General features: G+C 32.0%; 9 protein-coding genes. 7 read left to right on the forward strand and 2 right to left on the reverse strand.

Annotated features, from left to right (window positions below; all coding sequences use genetic code 11):
- Positions 1 to 12 precede the first annotated feature (12 nt).
- The 4 genes from V5E38_RS00925 (at position 13) to V5E38_RS00940 (ending at position 7,134) form a co-directional block, all read left to right on the forward strand.
- Positions 13 to 1,011, forward strand: coding sequence for an MBL fold metallo-hydrolase (locus tag V5E38_RS00925; RefSeq protein ID WP_499213489.1), 999 nt, complete (start codon positions 13 to 15; stop codon positions 1,009 to 1,011).
- A gap of 81 nt (positions 1,012 to 1,092) precedes the next feature.
- Positions 1,093 to 1,569 carry a YbaK/EbsC family protein gene (locus tag V5E38_RS00930; protein ID WP_499211841.1) on the forward strand — a complete coding sequence of 159 codons (477 nt, stop codon included), beginning with the start codon at positions 1,093 to 1,095 and terminating at the stop codon, positions 1,567 to 1,569.
- A 153-nt stretch (positions 1,570 to 1,722) separates the two neighbouring features.
- On the forward strand, positions 1,723 to 2,544 hold the full coding sequence (locus V5E38_RS00935; protein ID WP_499211842.1) for an MBL fold metallo-hydrolase: 822 nt from the start codon (positions 1,723 to 1,725) through the stop codon (positions 2,542 to 2,544).
- A gap of 423 nt (positions 2,545 to 2,967) precedes the next feature.
- Complete coding sequence (locus V5E38_RS00940) at positions 2,968 to 7,134, forward strand: S8 family serine peptidase (protein ID WP_499211843.1); 4,167 nt, start codon at positions 2,968 to 2,970, stop codon at positions 7,132 to 7,134.
- Positions 7,135 to 7,186: 52 nt separating this feature from the next.
- Here the strand turns inward: V5E38_RS00940 and V5E38_RS00945 are convergent, their stop codons facing one another.
- Positions 7,187 to 8,377, reverse strand: coding sequence for a YhgE/Pip domain-containing protein (locus tag V5E38_RS00945; RefSeq protein ID WP_499211844.1), 1,191 nt, complete (start codon positions 8,375 to 8,377; stop codon positions 7,187 to 7,189).
- A gap of 173 nt (positions 8,378 to 8,550) precedes the next feature.
- Between V5E38_RS00945 and V5E38_RS00950 the strand changes: the two genes are divergently transcribed.
- A complete protein-coding gene (locus V5E38_RS00950) occupies positions 8,551 to 9,159 on the forward strand; it encodes a TetR/AcrR family transcriptional regulator (protein WP_499211845.1) in 609 nt (202 codons plus the stop codon).
- A 60-nt stretch (positions 9,160 to 9,219) separates the two neighbouring features.
- On the opposite strand, the gene V5E38_RS00955 is transcribed toward V5E38_RS00950, so the two are convergent.
- A complete protein-coding gene (locus V5E38_RS00955; RefSeq protein ID WP_499211846.1) occupies positions 9,220 to 10,068 on the reverse strand; it encodes a MurR/RpiR family transcriptional regulator in 849 nt (282 codons plus the stop codon).
- A gap of 556 nt (positions 10,069 to 10,624) precedes the next feature.
- Between V5E38_RS00955 and V5E38_RS00960 the strand changes: the two genes are divergently transcribed.
- Entirely contained in the window at positions 10,625 to 11,884 is a 1,260-nt protein-coding gene (locus V5E38_RS00960) for a helix-turn-helix domain-containing protein (RefSeq protein WP_097976632.1), read from the forward strand.
- 806 nt (positions 11,885 to 12,690) lie between these two features.
- On the forward strand, positions 12,691 to 16,836 hold the full coding sequence (locus V5E38_RS00965; protein ID WP_499211847.1) for a S8 family serine peptidase: 4,146 nt from the start codon (positions 12,691 to 12,693) through the stop codon (positions 16,834 to 16,836).
- Positions 16,837 to 17,198: the final 362 nt, after the last annotated feature.

A 17,198-nucleotide genomic window follows, 5' to 3' on the forward strand; every position in this document is an offset into this window, starting at 1 on the left:
TCAAAGGATAAAATGCAGTCATTTTATGCTTTAGATCATTATAAAAATGGTAAGTTTATAAACCAAGTTCCTACGAGTATGAGTATGGATTTCAAAACAAATATTTCCATGATTAGGGACTTTGTTAAGAAAAATCCGAATCGTACACCTAAAGATGGGATCCCAATGGAGAAAATCGATGTATCATTATTGCATTCGAAAAATAACGACACAAAAATTACTTGGTTTGGACACTCAGCTTTATTAATTCAAATCGATGGAAAAAGTATATTAATTGATCCAATGTTTGGGAACGCACCAACCCCGTTTCCGCAATTTGGTGGTAAAAGATATAGTGGAGGTTTACCAATTGAGATCAGTGAATTACCAAGAATAGATGCTGTCATATTATCGCATGATCATTATGACCATTTAGATTACGGTACGATAAAAAAAATCAAGCAAAAAGTTGATCGATTTATTGTTCCTCTTGGTGTAGGGAGTCACTTGGTGAGTTGGGGAGTATCAAAAGAGAGTATTTCTGAACATAACTGGTGGGATGAATTTAAATTTGATCAATTAACTTTAGCTTGTACTCCTGCAAGACATTTTTCAGGAAGAAATTTAACTGATCGTAACAGTACATTGTGGTGTTCGTGGGTCATCATTGGTGAGAAAACGAAAATTTACTTTAGTGGAGATAGTGGTTATGCACCTCATTTTAAGGAAATAGGAGAAAAATATGGGCCGTTTGATCTAGCGCTAATGGAATGTGGTCAATATGATAAACGATGGTCTGCAATTCATATGCTGCCAGAAGAAACAGTTCAGGCCTTTATTGATGTAAAAGGTGAAGTTCTTGTTCCAATTCATTTTGGTGCTTTTACATTAGCATTTCATGACTGGAATGATCCAATTGAACGTGCTGTTAAGGCTGCTAAAGAAAATGGGGTAAAGTATGCAACACCTAAAATTGGAGAAACAATTAATATAAGTGCAGGTGAATATCCTAATTCAGTTTGGTGGAAGTAGTTTATTTATTTGAAAAAAAGCAGGATTGTACACTTTATTATTGAATAAATAAAAAATCAATTTTTTAGGGAAGTGATGTTAATGGAAGCATTAAAAGAAAGTGCAAAAATCGTACAAGATTTAATTCTTGAGTTAGGTTACTCGAATAAAGTGATTGAATTACCAAATAGTGCAAGAACTGCTAAAGAAGCAGCGGATGCATTAAATTGTGAAGTGGCTCAAATTGCAAAGTCTATTATATTTAAATTAGAAAGTTCAAATAGTCCTGTCCTAATCGTAGCAAGTGGAATAAACCGTGTAAATGAGAAACAAATCGAGAAAATAATTAATGATAAACTAGGTAAAGCAGATGCTGATTTCGTACGTGAACAAACAGGATTCGTAATTGGAGGGGTATCACCAATCGGTCATAAAAACCAAGTAATGACGTTTATTGATGAGGATCTGTTACAGTATAAAGAAGTATGGGCTGCCGCGGGTCATCCAAAAGCAATTTTTCAGTTAACACCAAATGAATTAATTGAAATGACAAAAGGGAAAGTTGTAAAAATTAAATAATAGAACCTAAATCATTTAGGCACATTCAAGTGTAATAAATCAGTTATTGATTTACTATACTTAAATGTGTCTATTTATATTGGGAATTTTTACCTTGAAATCTATATGGAATACGTCAGATTAAATTAGAGGGAAAGTGAGATGAATAAGTAAATGTTCAAATTTATTTGTACGACTTGTGGCGTTCAGTATAACAAGTCTATTGATCCTCCTGAGTACTGCATAATTTGTTCTGAAGAAAGACAATATATCAATCCAAGTGGTCAAAGTTGGACAACATTACAATCAATGAAAGAAGAGAACTATCAAAATATTATTCGTTTTGAAGAGGAAAATCTATATAGTATTGTAACTAGCCCCAAGTTTGGGATTGGTCAAACTGCATATCTCATTAAGAATGAAGGGTTTAATGTTTTATGGGATTGTGTTACTTATCTAGATGAGAAGACGATTGAAGAAATTATGAGATTAGGAGGAATCAATGCGATTGCTCTATCACATCCACACTATTACTCTAGTCAAATTGAATGGGCTGAAAGATTTGATGTACCTGTATACATACATGAAGATGATCAAGAGTGGGTCACGAGAAAAAGTGATAAAATTATTTTTTGGTCTGGCGAATCGTTAAAGCTTAACAAAGGAATTCAAATTCATCGATTAGGTGGTCACTTTAAAGGTGGGGCAGTATTAGAATGGAAAGCTGGAAATGAGCAAAAAGGAATACTGTTAACAGGTGATATTATTCAAGTAGTTGCAGATCGAAATTGGGTAAGTTTTATGTACAGTTATCCTAATTTAATTCCATTACCAGCAAAAAAAGTAAAAGAGATATCATTAGCCGTAGAGAAGCTAACATTTGATCGAATTTATAATGCATTTCATGGGATTGTAAAAGAGAATGCAAAGCTCGTTGTCTCTAATTCTGCTAAAAGATATATTGAAGCATTGGATGGTATATTATTTGATACTTAAATGATAGTTAATCTACGAAAAAAGGACCAACTCTGTTTGGTTCTTTTTTGTGTTTTAGGAATCTTACAATCTTACTTAGAACATTCCATCGTTTATCTAAATAACTTTATTTATATTTTAATTTTTAATTAGCTAATTGAATTATAAAATGAATCCCTAAAATAGTTAAAAATCACGTTAATTTTATTAAAAAAAACGCAGAATTTTGTCGTATTTTTTCATGAGTGGAATAAATGCTGATAAATCAAGGCCAGCAATAACCCATTTGATTAAAAACAGAATATTCACGATAATTTAAGTAAGATAAATGAACGAAAATTGATCATTTTAAATGATTAATGACAGTGAATTTTGTCAATATAAGATAATTTTTGTAATTAATTGTATTAGCTATTTTATTGAAAACGAACTGGAGGAAGAAAGATGGGGGAGAATAGAGAGAAGGGTAAAGTTCTTAAAGGTTTTACAGTATTAGCTTTAACATCTAGTTTTATGTTAGGTTCTCTTGGACAAGTATCAAATGTATCAAATGCAGCAAGTCCAAGTAAAGCAGAAGACATTCTTACTAACTTAACTGCACAGCAAAGAGCGGCACTTAAAGAGCTTTCAACGAATGAAGAATCAGGGCTTCAAATTTCTTCTGATATTAATTTGGACTCTACAGAGCAAACAAGTGTCATTGTCGAGTTTGTGAATCAACCTGCTAAAGTTGCTCAAATTGAAGCTAGTTTGGAAGGGAAAACTCTAACTAAATCGGATGCTGAAACATTAATCGATCAAGACCATGATATGTTTACGAAAGATGTTAGACAAGTTTTAACTAGTGGTAAAAGTAAAAAAGTAGATTATAAAATTAATCGTTCTTATAAACATGCATTTAATGGCGTTTCGATGACATTACCAGCAAATCAAATTAAGAATCTACTAACATCTAAAGCTGTTAAAAGAGTTTGGAGTAACGAAACGTTTTCAATTGATCCACCAAAAGAAACTGAACAACTAAAAGCAGATGAAGCTAATGTTGGAAATTATACTCCATACGATGCATTAGATCGTTTACACGCAGAAGGGTTTACTGGTAAAGGAATTAAGGTTGGGATTTTAGATACTGGTATAGATTATAACCACCCAGACTTGAAGGATGCTTATAAAGGTGGATATGATTTTGTAAATAATGATAATGATCCAATGGAAACGACCTACGCAGATTGGAAAAAATCTGGTAAGCCTGAAGTTAGTAATTCAGAAGCATATTACACTGAGCATGGTACGCATGTAGCTGGAATTATAGGTGGCCGTGGTAAAGCAAATAGTGACTATAAAACGCTAGGTGCAGCACCAGATTCAGACTTATACGCATACCGTGTACTTGGACCATATGGAAGTGGAACAACTGATGCCATTATTGCAGGAATCGATCGTGCAGTTCAAGACGGTATGGACGTCATTAATATGTCACTTGGAGCAACTATAAATGATCCAATGTATGCAACTTCTATCGCAGTTAACAATGCAGTTTTAAGTGGCGTGACAACAGTCGTTGCAGCAGGAAATACTGGCGATCAAATGTATACACTTGGTTCACCTGGTGCTGCGGCGTTAGCTTTAACGGTAGGGGCATCATCAATCGCTTTAGATGTTTATCAATATGCAGGAGTAAATAATGGAAAGAACTATTCAGTAAGACAATTAGCTCAAAATTATTCAGATAATATGACATCACTAAAAGGAAAAACTTATCAATTAGTTGATGTGGGTCTTGGAAACCCTGCAGATTTTACTGGTAAAGATGTAAAAGGAAAAATTGCCTTTATTAAACGTGGTACGATTGCTTTAATTGATAAAATTAAAAACGCAAAAGCAAATGGTGCTGTAGGCGTATTAATATATAATGATGAAACAAATAAAGCTGAAGGTGCAATCCAAGCATTCCTTGGTGAATCTGTTGACGCAATTCCTACATTTTCTGTTTCAAATGAAGAAGGATTAGAAATTTCGGCTGCAATCAAAGCTGGTGCATCAGATTTTACTTTTAGTGATTTTAAAAAGATACAAACAGCATCAGATGAATTAGCAACATTTAGTTCAAGAGGTCCATCTCGCAGGAACTATGATATTAAACCAGAAGTAACTGCTCAAGGTGTAGCCATTCTTTCAACTGTACCATTTTATGAAAATAATAAAACAGCTGATGGATCAAAACCTGAAGATTATAAATATGCTTATGCTCGCTTATCTGGAACTTCAATGGCAACACCTTATGTAGCGGGGGTTTCAGCATTATTACTTCAATCAAATAAAGATTTACAACCAGAGGATATTAAATCAATCTTAATGAACACTGCTGATCCATTGTCAAAAGCGTATAGCGTTTTTGAAGTAGGTAGTGGACGAGTAGATGCATATGAAGCAATTCATTCTAATGTAGAGTTAGAAGTGGTGGATCAAACATCTGCGGTTATTGATGGAAAAGAAAAATCAATTAAAGAATTAACTGGTGGCATTAGTTTTGGATCTTATGGATTCGATGATCAAGATGTTACAGATTCTCGTAAGATTACATTAAAAAATCGTAGTGAAAAAGTGAAAACATTTAATGTAGATGTAAATTTTCAAACTGGATTAAGGGGATCTAAAGATGCAGCTAAAAATAATGTAACATTAACTGGTCCTACTTCTGTAAAATTAGATGGAATTAGCCAAGAAAATATTAAGTTTAACTTAAACATTCCAAAAACTGCAGAAAAGGGAACATACGAAGGGTACATTATATTTACAAATTCACAAGATTCAACGGAAACGTATCAAATTCCATTTGGTGGACGTTTTGTTGATGAAGGAATTGATACTTTTAAGATCAACAATCCAATGTTTGGCAATAATATAGACTGGCCTGAAAATGCGTATCCTTATATAAGTTTTAGTTACTCATTAAAATCATATATGAAAACATTAGATGTAGTGTTACAAGATGCTGAAACTGGTGAGGATTTAGGTTTAGTAGGTTCATTTGTACCAATCACATTGAACGAAAATCAAAATTATACGAATTCAAGAGGATTTAATTCGATCTACTATCCATTTACTGGAGACGCGAAAAATCCGATAAGTAGCGAACCGAATAATGCAACAGCGGGTAAATATCGATTAAAAATGATTGGAACAAATGAAGAAGGTAAGGTATTCACTAAAACAGCTGATTTCTTTTTTGACGCTGGCACACCAACTATGACAACTAGCTTTGATAATTTAGATCAAAAAGTTATTGAATATAAAGATAGTCAATTCGATTCAAATGGCCAATTTTTATATGACTTTAACATTAATTTAAATGATCCTGAAACTGCCGAAGCAAATGGCTTAGGTATTCCGGTTGATCAATCAAGCAATGTAGTTGTATCGTTTTATGATAGTCCATTCCCAGCAAAGCCAAAGTATACAGATAAAAATGGAAACTATACGGATAAGATTAAAGTTAAAAAGCGTTCTACTCCATTGCAAGTTTCATTTTATGGATTTGATGCAGCACGAAACTTTACTGGAAATGCGTCGAATGATTTAAGAATCATATTTGTCGATGAAAATTTTCCATACTATTACTTAAAACCAAATAAACAAACCGTTACAACAGGTGATACTGTAAATTACAGTGTTCGTTCAAATAACGTGAAAAACTTAAAAACAACAAAAATCAATTTAAAAGTTGATCCAAATCTTGCAACTATTCAAAATGTCGATGTAAGTGACGAAGTAAAACAATTTGGGGATGCGCAAGTTTCTGTGTCATCAATACCTACTGCAACGGGTACACTTCTTTATACATTTACATTTACTTATAATGGAACGAAAGATTTGACAGAAGATTTAAAACTATATAATTTCGACATAAAAACAGCTGAGAAATGGACTAAAGGTGTGCCATTTGATTGGTATACAATGACGTCATCAACGATTGATCAATCAAATGTAGAAACAAGTAACGTCTATACTTATATGGAAACTTATAAAATCAAGGAAGCTCAATCAAGGGTAGATGGAGCCATATTATCTGAAGGATCAATTGATCCGACTACAGGTCAAATGAATTATGCAATTGATCAAAGTAAAATTGGTGCAAAAGTAACAGTTACTTCTTATGATGGAAAAACGACTGTAGAAGCACCAATTTCTAACAAAAATGGTCAATACATTGCTGAAGGCATAAAAGCTGATCATAAACCTTATACTGTGAAAGTCGATATACCTGGTCATTTTACAATGTATCGAAAAATGAATTTAGCAGATAACGTACGTGGTGAATTAATAGGGAAGAGAATGAATTGGAATTTAACTAGGGCAGCAGCTGGTGATGTGAATAAAGATAACGTTATCGACATTTTAGATGCAATAGCTGTCCAAACATATTGGGGTACAAATAAAAATACTACCGATTTTAACTTTGATAAAGTAGTGGATGCAAAGGATATGGCTTATATTGTGAAGAACTTTGGATTACAAAATTCTTCAGTTGATAATACGCCAACACCAAAAACTACTTATAAAGGAAAGACTTTAGAAAGTATTTTAAAGGATTTAGGATTAAATCAGTAATAAGAAGAGGGAAACCTATATACGGTTTCCCTTTTTGGTTCCATTTCGAAATTTATTTCATAACTACTGTTTGATTTAGTTCTTCTTTTTTTGGCTTAAACGCAGATAAGGATAAAAGAATAATGGAGATTACACCAATCCAAATAATAATACTTAATGGATGACTCATCGAAAATCCTTTATCAAAATAGAAAATTTCTCTTAATCCGTCAGCACCAAATCGCATTGGGACCCATGAGTAAATCCAGTTTTTTGAAAAAGTTGGTAAAAGCTCTTTTGGCATTCCGATTAAAGAACCCGAGAAGAAAAAGATTAGGGCAAAGATCCCTACCCCACCAAAGCCGATCCAAGACATGACAGCAGAAATTAAGATATGGAAACAGAAATAAGTAATCGTTAAATATAGCGCAACGTCCAAGAAGTTTGGAAGAGTAAAGCCAATCCACTTTACCATTAAAGTTATGCCGAAACCGATTAGGAAGGATAGAACTACTCCTAATAGTAATTGTTCAAAAATAACTTTTAATTTACTAATTGAATTTGATGTTACTGTTTTCTTTTTCGCTAAAAAGACGATTACGGCACCAATTAAGCTAGACATCCAAAGTGGTGTGATTAAACTTACTGGTGCATTTCCATTTGCTGTATGTGTTCCAATCGCATTTGTATTTTCAACCTTCGTTATGATTGGGTTTGCTAATACTTCAGCTTGATTAACTGAAATTGAGCGCACGTTTTTCTTTAATTCATTAAAAATTTCAGTATGAATAGTTAAGTTAAGATTTTCTACTAAATGAGTCAGCATTTGACTAGCCATTGTTGATCCACTTGTATTTTTACCTTGATTAACTAAAATTTTCATTGTAATAGGTGAAGGATTCGCTGTTTTTAATGAAGCCTGATTTTTACTTAAATCATTCGGAAGAATAAGGGCAGCATAGTATTTTTGGTCATTTAGACCATTACGTACTTTTTCTTCACTTGATACTTGAATCCACTTAATCGCTGGTTTTTCACCATTTTTCGTTTTAGATAGTGCATTTATTTTTGCAACCATCATATCACCTATATTAACAGTCCCTTTTGAAGGTACTTGAATTCCTTGATCTTCGTTTACGATCGCGATTGGAAGATTTTTAGGTGTAGGATTAACGGATGATGCTAATGTTAGACTGAAGATAATCGCAACAACTAGTACTAGTATAGGAGCTAATATAGCTTGTTTTTGTTTAAATAAGTTCATTTCAATAACCTCCTAATTCTTTTAATTAAATAACTGAACAACGTGTTGACTATTGTTATGTGAAGATATTACAATGAGTTTTAATAAATCACAATAAGCAAATCATACAAATGTGTTCATTACTAAACACATTTGTATGATTTGTTTAGCAAGAACTAAAAGGATGATCTAAAATGAGTCAATCATTGAGAGAAATAAAAGTTGAAAAAACAAAGAAATTAATAAAAGAGACGTTGTTAGATTTAATAGAAGAAAAAGGATTCGAAGCTATTTCAGTTAGAGATATTACTTTAAAAGCAGGATTAAATCGCGGTACATTTTATCTACATTATAGAGATAAATATGATTTAATGGAAAAAAGTCAAAATGAAATATTGGAAGGATTACAGGATCGACTTATATTTATAAGGCCAAAAGAAATGAATGAGTTTTATTCAAATGATATTGTCTATCCACCTATTCTTAATGTATATCATTATTTAAAAGAAAATCAACGATTGATAAAAATTTTAATCAGTACAAAAGGTGACCCAGCTTTTCCGAAGAAAATGAAGGAACATATAAAAGAGACGATTTATGAAAAACTAGTGGATTTATTAGAAGAAGAATACATGATTGAAATTCCACATGAATACACAACTGCATTTATTTCATCGGCATTTTTTGGACTTATGGAGCAATGGCTAGAAAAAGAAGAACCAATTACCCCTGAAGAAATGGCAATCATGCATATGAAGCTTTTGAAGTTTATGAAGAAATTTGTTAGTCAAATCGCTAAATAATATATGCAATAAAAATGATGTCTCAAGATTTTTATTTGAGACATCATTTTCCTAATAATATTAAGATCTTGTTTCTGATATTGCTGTTCTAACTTTTTCAAATGATGTTTTAGCTTTATGAGAGTTCAAAATCATTAAGTTTACGTATAATGCATCAATAATGCTTAATTGCGCAATTCTTGAAGCAAGTGCTTCTGGTCGATATTCTGTTTCTTCAGAAGATGTGTAAAGGGAGACATCAACATTTTGACTTAAAGGTGATTTTGGAAAACCTGTAATTCCAATTGTTTTGGTACCGTTTTCATTTAGTACTTGCAAAATACGAAGGATGTCTTTATTTGAGCCAGAGTGTGAAATAACGATTGCCACATCTTCCTTTGTCAATTGAGAAGCTGACATCAATTGAAAGTGAGAGTCCGTGTACGAGTTCGCTTTTATTCCTGTACGAATAAATTTATGGAAGGCATCCATTGCAATAACAGACGAGCCACCGACACCATATAATTCAACTTTATTTGCTTTTAATATAAGATTTACTGCTTTTTTAATTGATGTACCATCTAGAATTTGGGCAGTATTTTCAAGTGTTCGAATATTAGATTGAAATATTTTATTTGCGATTGTTATTTCATCGTCTTTTTCGTTAATCTCCTCGTGGATTTGCTGAATCGGCGTCATAATTTCAGTTGCTAATGCAATTTTAAGCGCTTGGTATCCTTTAAATCCAATCCTTTTACAAAATCTAAAAACAGTTGCATCAGCAACGTTTAAGTCTTCAGCTACTTCTGTAATCGTACTGTGTATAATATGCTTTGGGTTTTGTAATATATAATCAGCGATTTTTTTTTCTTTATCACTTAATCGCGCATAATAAGAACGAATTTTACCTAAGCTGTTCGTTTGTTCCATATTCTTTACACCTTTCCTCAGGAAATTGATTTTTAGAATAAATAAATTTTTAATATAGTATTAAATTGAAATTGTTTGTATTTCAAAGATTTAGAAAAGCATTATTATTTGCTTAATAATTATTATATAGGAAAAAAGAGTTTTTTTTAATAATAATATGAAAACCCTTTCATACGAAAAATATTTCGCATATTATTATTTTTGTCAAAAAAATTTTTTTCACACATATTTAGTATAGCAAATTTTCAAAATAAGTGGGTTAAGTGATAAAAAAAGAGTCAATAAAGGAATATTATTTGGTTTAAATGGAGAAGGATGAAATTAAACATAGCTGGCTGAATAGGTCTTTAGGAATAAATAAAAAATAATACATTAGTCTTTAAGATAGGATTTCATTTTTAAACCATATCTTTTTTTTAGTTATATTGTATTGAAATTGAAAGGGGATTTCCTAGTATTAGGTAAAAATCATTAATTGTTTTTTCCTTAAAAGGATATTAAAATTTAGTAAAGAATATTTAGATAAATATGTTTATAGAGATAGAGGAGGGTGCATATGATTGAGGGGGAAATCATAAAGTTTTATCGTGAAAAAATGGGGTTAACTCAAGCTATGCTTGGAGAAGGTATATGTACAACTACTCATGTAAGTAAAATTGAAAGAGGTAAGACGGCATACTCACCTGATATTATTGCTTTATTTTCAGATCGTTTAGGAATTAATATTAATCAAGAAGTCCAATCTTTTTATAATTTAGAGAAAAAATTACAACTATGGCATGATGCATTAATCATGAAAAAAGAAGCTCAAATAGAAGAATATAAAGCAGAACTTGAACAAATGCCCTTTATTGACTATTCACAATATGCAGCCCACTATAATTTACTAAGAGCAAGGTATTATTTTCATTATCAAAATTTAGATATGGTTAAGCAAATACTTACATATGTAAAAAAAGAATTTAGTGATTTATCTCCTTTCGAGAAAAATTTATTCTATCATCTTCAAGGTATGTACTATATATCGAACTATACTAGCCTAAGTAGTGAAGACCATCAAAAGGCAATTAAAGTATTAAAGATGATTAATATTGATGAGTATCGAAATGAAGAATATTATCACCATCTAGCAATTGCCTATCATTATGGAAGTTCAAAAATCTTAGCGTATAAATATGCCGAAATGGCACTTAAGTTTTTTCAGAAGACGAATAATTATTTATTTGCAATTAGTTCCGAAACCCTTATGCTATTGCAGTACGGTAGTGAATTAGAAATGAATTTTAGTGAAGTTGTCGAACGCTATAAAGATCTGATTCATAACTGTGAAGTATTAGGAGATCGCGAACGCAAGGCCATTTTATTAAATAATCTCGGAGTGAAATACTTTAAGCGGGAAGAGTATGAAACTGCGTTGTATTATTTTGAGGAAAGTATTAATGAAACCGAAAATAAAAAATCAATCAATTATTTAAGACGTTTGTGCAATTATTTAGAGACATGTACAGAAGGCATACTATTAGAAAAAGAGATACTTCTTGGTGTGATGAAAAGAGCATTAGCATTAGCAAAAATGTTAAAAAGCCCAGTACATATTACATTGATTAAACTATTTAAGCTTAAGGCTGAGGGAGCCCGTGAAAAATTTTATCAATATCTATCGGATGAGGCACTCCCATTCTTTTATTCTACTAATAATAAATTTTATATCGAACAGTTTGGTAAGAAATTATATAAATACTATATAGAGATTAAAGAGTTTCAAAAAGCTGCTGAGTTATATGAGTCCATTGAACATACATTTGTAAGCATGTAAATAACATGAGGGTATCCCAAAAGGGGTCCCTCGTTTTTTTTGCTGAAAAATTCAAATAAAGTGGTCCAACTATGCAAATAAATATTGGCAAGTTCAAATAAACAGTGAACTGTAAATAAAATCTGAGAATCGCAATTAAAATTAATAAAACAGCAATTAAAATTAGAGAATAGCAATAAAAATTGCCAAAACTGAAATTAAATCCAAGGAAATCGCAAATAAAGTTAATAATTACCCATACCGGATGGGGTATTATGAATCGGAAATTGTATAATAGCAGATCAGTTTAAATGGAAAACTAGCTAATATAATCTAAATCTTACAATTTCAACTAAACGATTTAATTATTTTTAAAAATAGAGAAGTATCTCAAACACAAATGAGAAGTACATCCTGAAATACCCCCACTATTTAGATTAACAAATAATTGTTCCAAAGAAGTTAAGGAGACATCGTGTGAAATTTGAGATGGCTCCTTTTTTTGTCTTTTATAGAAATTTATTTCGTGGTAATAGGCTAATAAATTAATAGATTGAATGTAAATGCATGAAATTGGTTTATTCTGATGGGGAATTATGTTGTAATTTGTCGTTTTTTCAAAAGGGTATTTAGTAAACGTTGATAAATCAAGGTTTGTTATAACCCAATTGCTTAAAAATAGAAAATTCTCAATAATATAATTAATAGAAATGAACGACAAATGTCATTCTATTTTGTTGATTACTTGAAGATGTTGTCAAAAAAACTTATTTCTAGTATTAACGTAAAAGGCAATCTAAGAAGAAAAATGAACTGGAGGAAGAAAAATGGGGGAAAAGAGAGAAAAAAGTAAAGTTCTAAAAAGTTTTACTGTTTTAGCTTTAACATCTAGTTTTATTTTAGGTTCTCTTGGGCAAGTAACAAATGTATCAAATGCAGCAAGTCCAAGTAAGGCAGAAGATATTTTGGCAAGTTTAAGTTCAGAGCAAAGAGCAGCTCTTAAGCAGCTTTCTACAAGTGAAGAAACTGGGCTTCAAATTTCCTCAGATATTAACTTGGACTCTACTGAACAAACGAATGTCATTGTAGAGTTTGCCAATAAACCAGTTAAGGTCGCTCAAATTGAAGCGAGTGTGGAGGGTAAAACCTTAACAAAAACTGATGCACAAAAATTAATTGATCAAGACCATGCTACTTTTACAAAAGATATAGGGCAAGTTTTAACAAATACAAAAAGTAAAAAGGTAGATTATAAAATTAATCGTTCATTTAAACATGCATTCAATGGTGTTTCGATCACACTGCCAGCAAACCAAATAAAGAATCTATTAAAATCAAAAGCAGTAAAAACAGTTTGGAGTAATGAGAAATTCTCAATTGATCCGCCTGCAAAAAATCAAGAAAACGAACAATTAAAAGCAGACGAGTTTAATGTTGCAAACTATTCTCCTTATGATCAGCTAGATCGTCTACATGCAGAAGGCTATACAGGTAAAGGGATTAAAATTGGTATTTTAGATACAGGTATGGATTATAACCATCCAGATTTAAAAGATGCATATAAAGGCGGATATGATTTTGTCGATAATGATAATGATCCGATGGAAACAACATATGAGGATTGGAAGAAATCAGGAAAACCAGAAGTAAACGGTTCTACTTATTATACTGAACATGGTACACATGTTGCAGGAATTATCGGTGGGCGTGGAGTAGCTGATAGTGAGTATTCATCTGTTGGTGCTGCACCAGAAGCAGATCTTTATGCTTATCGTGTACTAGGTCCATATGGTGGCGGAACAAGTGAAGGAATTATTGCAGGAATTGATAGAGCAGTAAAAGATGGCATGGATGTTATTAACATGTCACTTGGGGCATCATTGAATGATCCACTTTACGCTACTTCTATCGCTGTAAACAATGCAGTATTAAGTGGGGTAACGACAGTTGTTGCAGCTGGTAATGATGGAGACAAAATGTATACATTAGGTTCGCCAGGATCAGCTGCATTAGCTTTAACAGTTGGTGCTTCATCTGTTGCAATTGATATATATCAATATGCCGGTGTACTCAATGGTAAAAATTACAATCTAAGACAATTAACGAAAAATTACAAAGATGATTTATCAGCATTAAAAGAGAAATCGATTCAACTAGTCGATGTAGGACTTGGAGATCAGGCTGGTTATAAAAATAAAGATGTAAAAGGGAAATTTGTATTCATGAACCGAGGGGTTTATACATTAGACTCCAAAGTTGCATATGCCAAAGCTCAAGGTGCTGTGGGTGTTATCATGGCTAACGATGAAGCAAACAAGGCAGAGGGAGCAATTCAGACATTCCTTGGTGAATCAATGAATGCGATTCCTTCATTCTCAGTTTCATTTGAAGAGGGTTCAGTAATTTCTGCAGCATTAAAAGCTGGTAAATCAGAATTCACATTTGGTGATTTCAAGAAAATTCAAACAGCATCTGATGAATTAGCAGGGTTTAGTTCAAGGGGTCCTTCACGAATCAATTATGATATCAAACCAGAAGTTACAGCACCTGGAGTATCAATACTAGCAACTGTTCCATTTTATGTAAATGATAAAAACGTTGATGGCTCAAAACCTGAAGATTATAAATATGCTTATGCACGACTATCAGGTACTTCAATGGCTACTCCTTATGTAGCTGGTGTATCTGCATTATTACTTCAATCAAATAAAGATCTTGAGCCAGCTGATGTAAAATCTATTTTAATGAATACAGCTGATCCATTAACAAAGGATTATAGTGTATTTGAGGTAGGAAGCGGTCGAGTTGATGCATATGAAGCAATCCATTCTAATGTAGAAATTCAAGTAGTAGATCAAACACCGACAATCATTAATGGAAAACAAAAAACAATCAAAGAATTAACCGGTGGATTTAGCTTTGGTTCAATTGGATTTGAAAACAAAGATATTACAGAATCTCGCCATGTTACATTGAAAAATAGAAGTGAAAAAGCGAAAACATTTAGTGTAAAAGCTAAATTCCAAACGGGCACTAGAGGATCTTTAGATGCGGCTAAAAATAATGTAACATTAACTGGTCCTACTTCAGTAAAGTTAAATGGAATTAGTTCTAAATCAATCAATTTTAGCTTAAGCATTCCAAAAACAGCTGAAAAAGGCACATATGAAGGGTATATTGTATTTACAAATAATGCAGATCCTACTGAAGAATACCAAATTCCATTTGGTGGACGTGTTGTTAATGAAGGAATCGATTTCTTTAAAGCTGACCCATTGTTTTCAACTGATACTAGCTGGCCAGCAAATTCATTTCCATTTCTTGGATTTGAATTCTCATTAAAATCTCATATGAAGACATTGGATGTTCTTTTATCTGATCCAAAGACAGGTGAAGATCTTGGTTTAGTTGGTTCATTTACACCAATTACTTTAAATGATAATCAGTCGTATTTTATTGGAAGAGGATTTAATTCGATTTACTATCCATTTACAGGAGATTCTAAAAATCCAATTAGCAATGAACCGAGCTTTGCGCAACCAGGTCATTATCAATTAAAGATGGTTGGAACAAATGAAAATGGAAAAACGTTCACAAAAGTTTCTGATTTCATTTACGATTTAGCCCCTCCAACTATGACGTCAAGTTTTGACTCTTTAGATCAAAAGGTAATTGAATATAATGATGCACAGTTTGATTCAAATGGAGAATTTTTATACGACTTTAATATTAATCTAAATGACCCTGAAACAGATCAAGCAAATAAATTAGGTTTAGATGTAGATCAATCAAGTAACAAAGTTGTTTCGTTTTATAATAGTCCATTTCCTGCAAATCCAATTAAAACAGATAAAAATGGAAACTATAGTGACCAAATTGTAGTGAGAAAACAATCTGCGCCGTTGGAAGTTTCGTTCTATGGTATTGATGCAGCAAAAAACTTTACTGCTAACGCAACTAATAAGTTAAGCGTCGCATTTGTGGATCAAAATTTACCGTACTACTATTTAAAAGCAGATAAAAACCTTCTTAAGACTGGTGAAGCTGTAAATTACACTGTTCGTTCGAACAATGTGAAAAATTTAAAGACAACTAAAATTACAATGAGAAATTATAATTATGCTTCAATTGAGAATGTAGTTGTAAATGATGCAGTTAAAAAGTATGGTAAAGCAGAGGTTAGTGTAAATACTACACCAACGAGTCATACATTTACATTTACATATTTTGGAGATAAAGCATTACCAGAAGATTTACCATTATTTAATTTTGACCTTAAAACAGATAACAAGTATCTTAATGAAAGTCCTTACTGGTTTGATATGAATGCAACAACAATAGATCAAGCAAATGTTGAGACAAAAGATATCTATACTTATATGGAAAGATATAAATTAAAGCCAACTGTTTCTAGAATAAGAGGTGTATTACAAGTTGAAGGTGGCTTAGATCCAGTTACAGGTGAACCGAATTATGCTATTGATCTAAGTAAAGCCAATGCAAAAGTAACAGTTACTTCGTACGATGGAAAAACAGTTACTCACGCACCAATTACAGACAAATATGGTTCATATGATGTTGATGGGATAAAAGCTGATAAAAATGCCTATACATTAACAGTGGATGTACCTGGGCACTTTACGATGAACCAACAAGTTGTTTTATCATATGAAATTCGTGGTGAAACTGTAGGTAAATTTTATAAATATAGTTTAGCAATTGCTGCAGCTGGAGACGTTAATAAAGATGATGTAATCGATGTACTAGATGCATTAGCTGTACAAACTTATTGGGGTACAAATAAAGCTACAGCAGACTTTAATTTTGATAAAGTAGTAGATAAAAAGGATATGGACTTTGTTGTTCGAAACTTTGGATTACAAAATCCTACTGTTGATAATGCGCCAAAACCAAAAACTACTTATAAAGGTGCAACTTTAGATAGTATTTTAAAAGAGTTAGGTTTAAATTAATCATCATTTAGAAGAGGGAAGCCAGCTAGATTGGCTTCCCTTATTTATGTTATAGGAATATATGTGAAATGATGAAGTAGAGAAGTGCAATTAAAATAGTGAAAAATGCAATTTAAAAAGTTGGAACTGCAATTAAAAAATAGAAATCTGCAAATAAATTGGGGAGCGTGCAAATAAATATTCGAAAACTACAAATAAAATTGCCAAATCTACAAATAAAAAAGTTAAATCTGCAAATAAGATTGCTGCAACAACATATAAAGCTATTAATTTTAATTAAATTGAGTGAAAAAACATAGATAAGTAAAATGATAAATTGAAAATGATCAAAAACAGAAGTAAAATCCAATGAAACAATCGAA

Origin of the sequence: Rossellomorea sp. GAMAL-10_SWC, assembly GCF_049568075.1 — a bacterium.
Lineage (GTDB): Bacteria > Bacillota > Bacilli > Bacillales > Bacillaceae_G > Gottfriedia.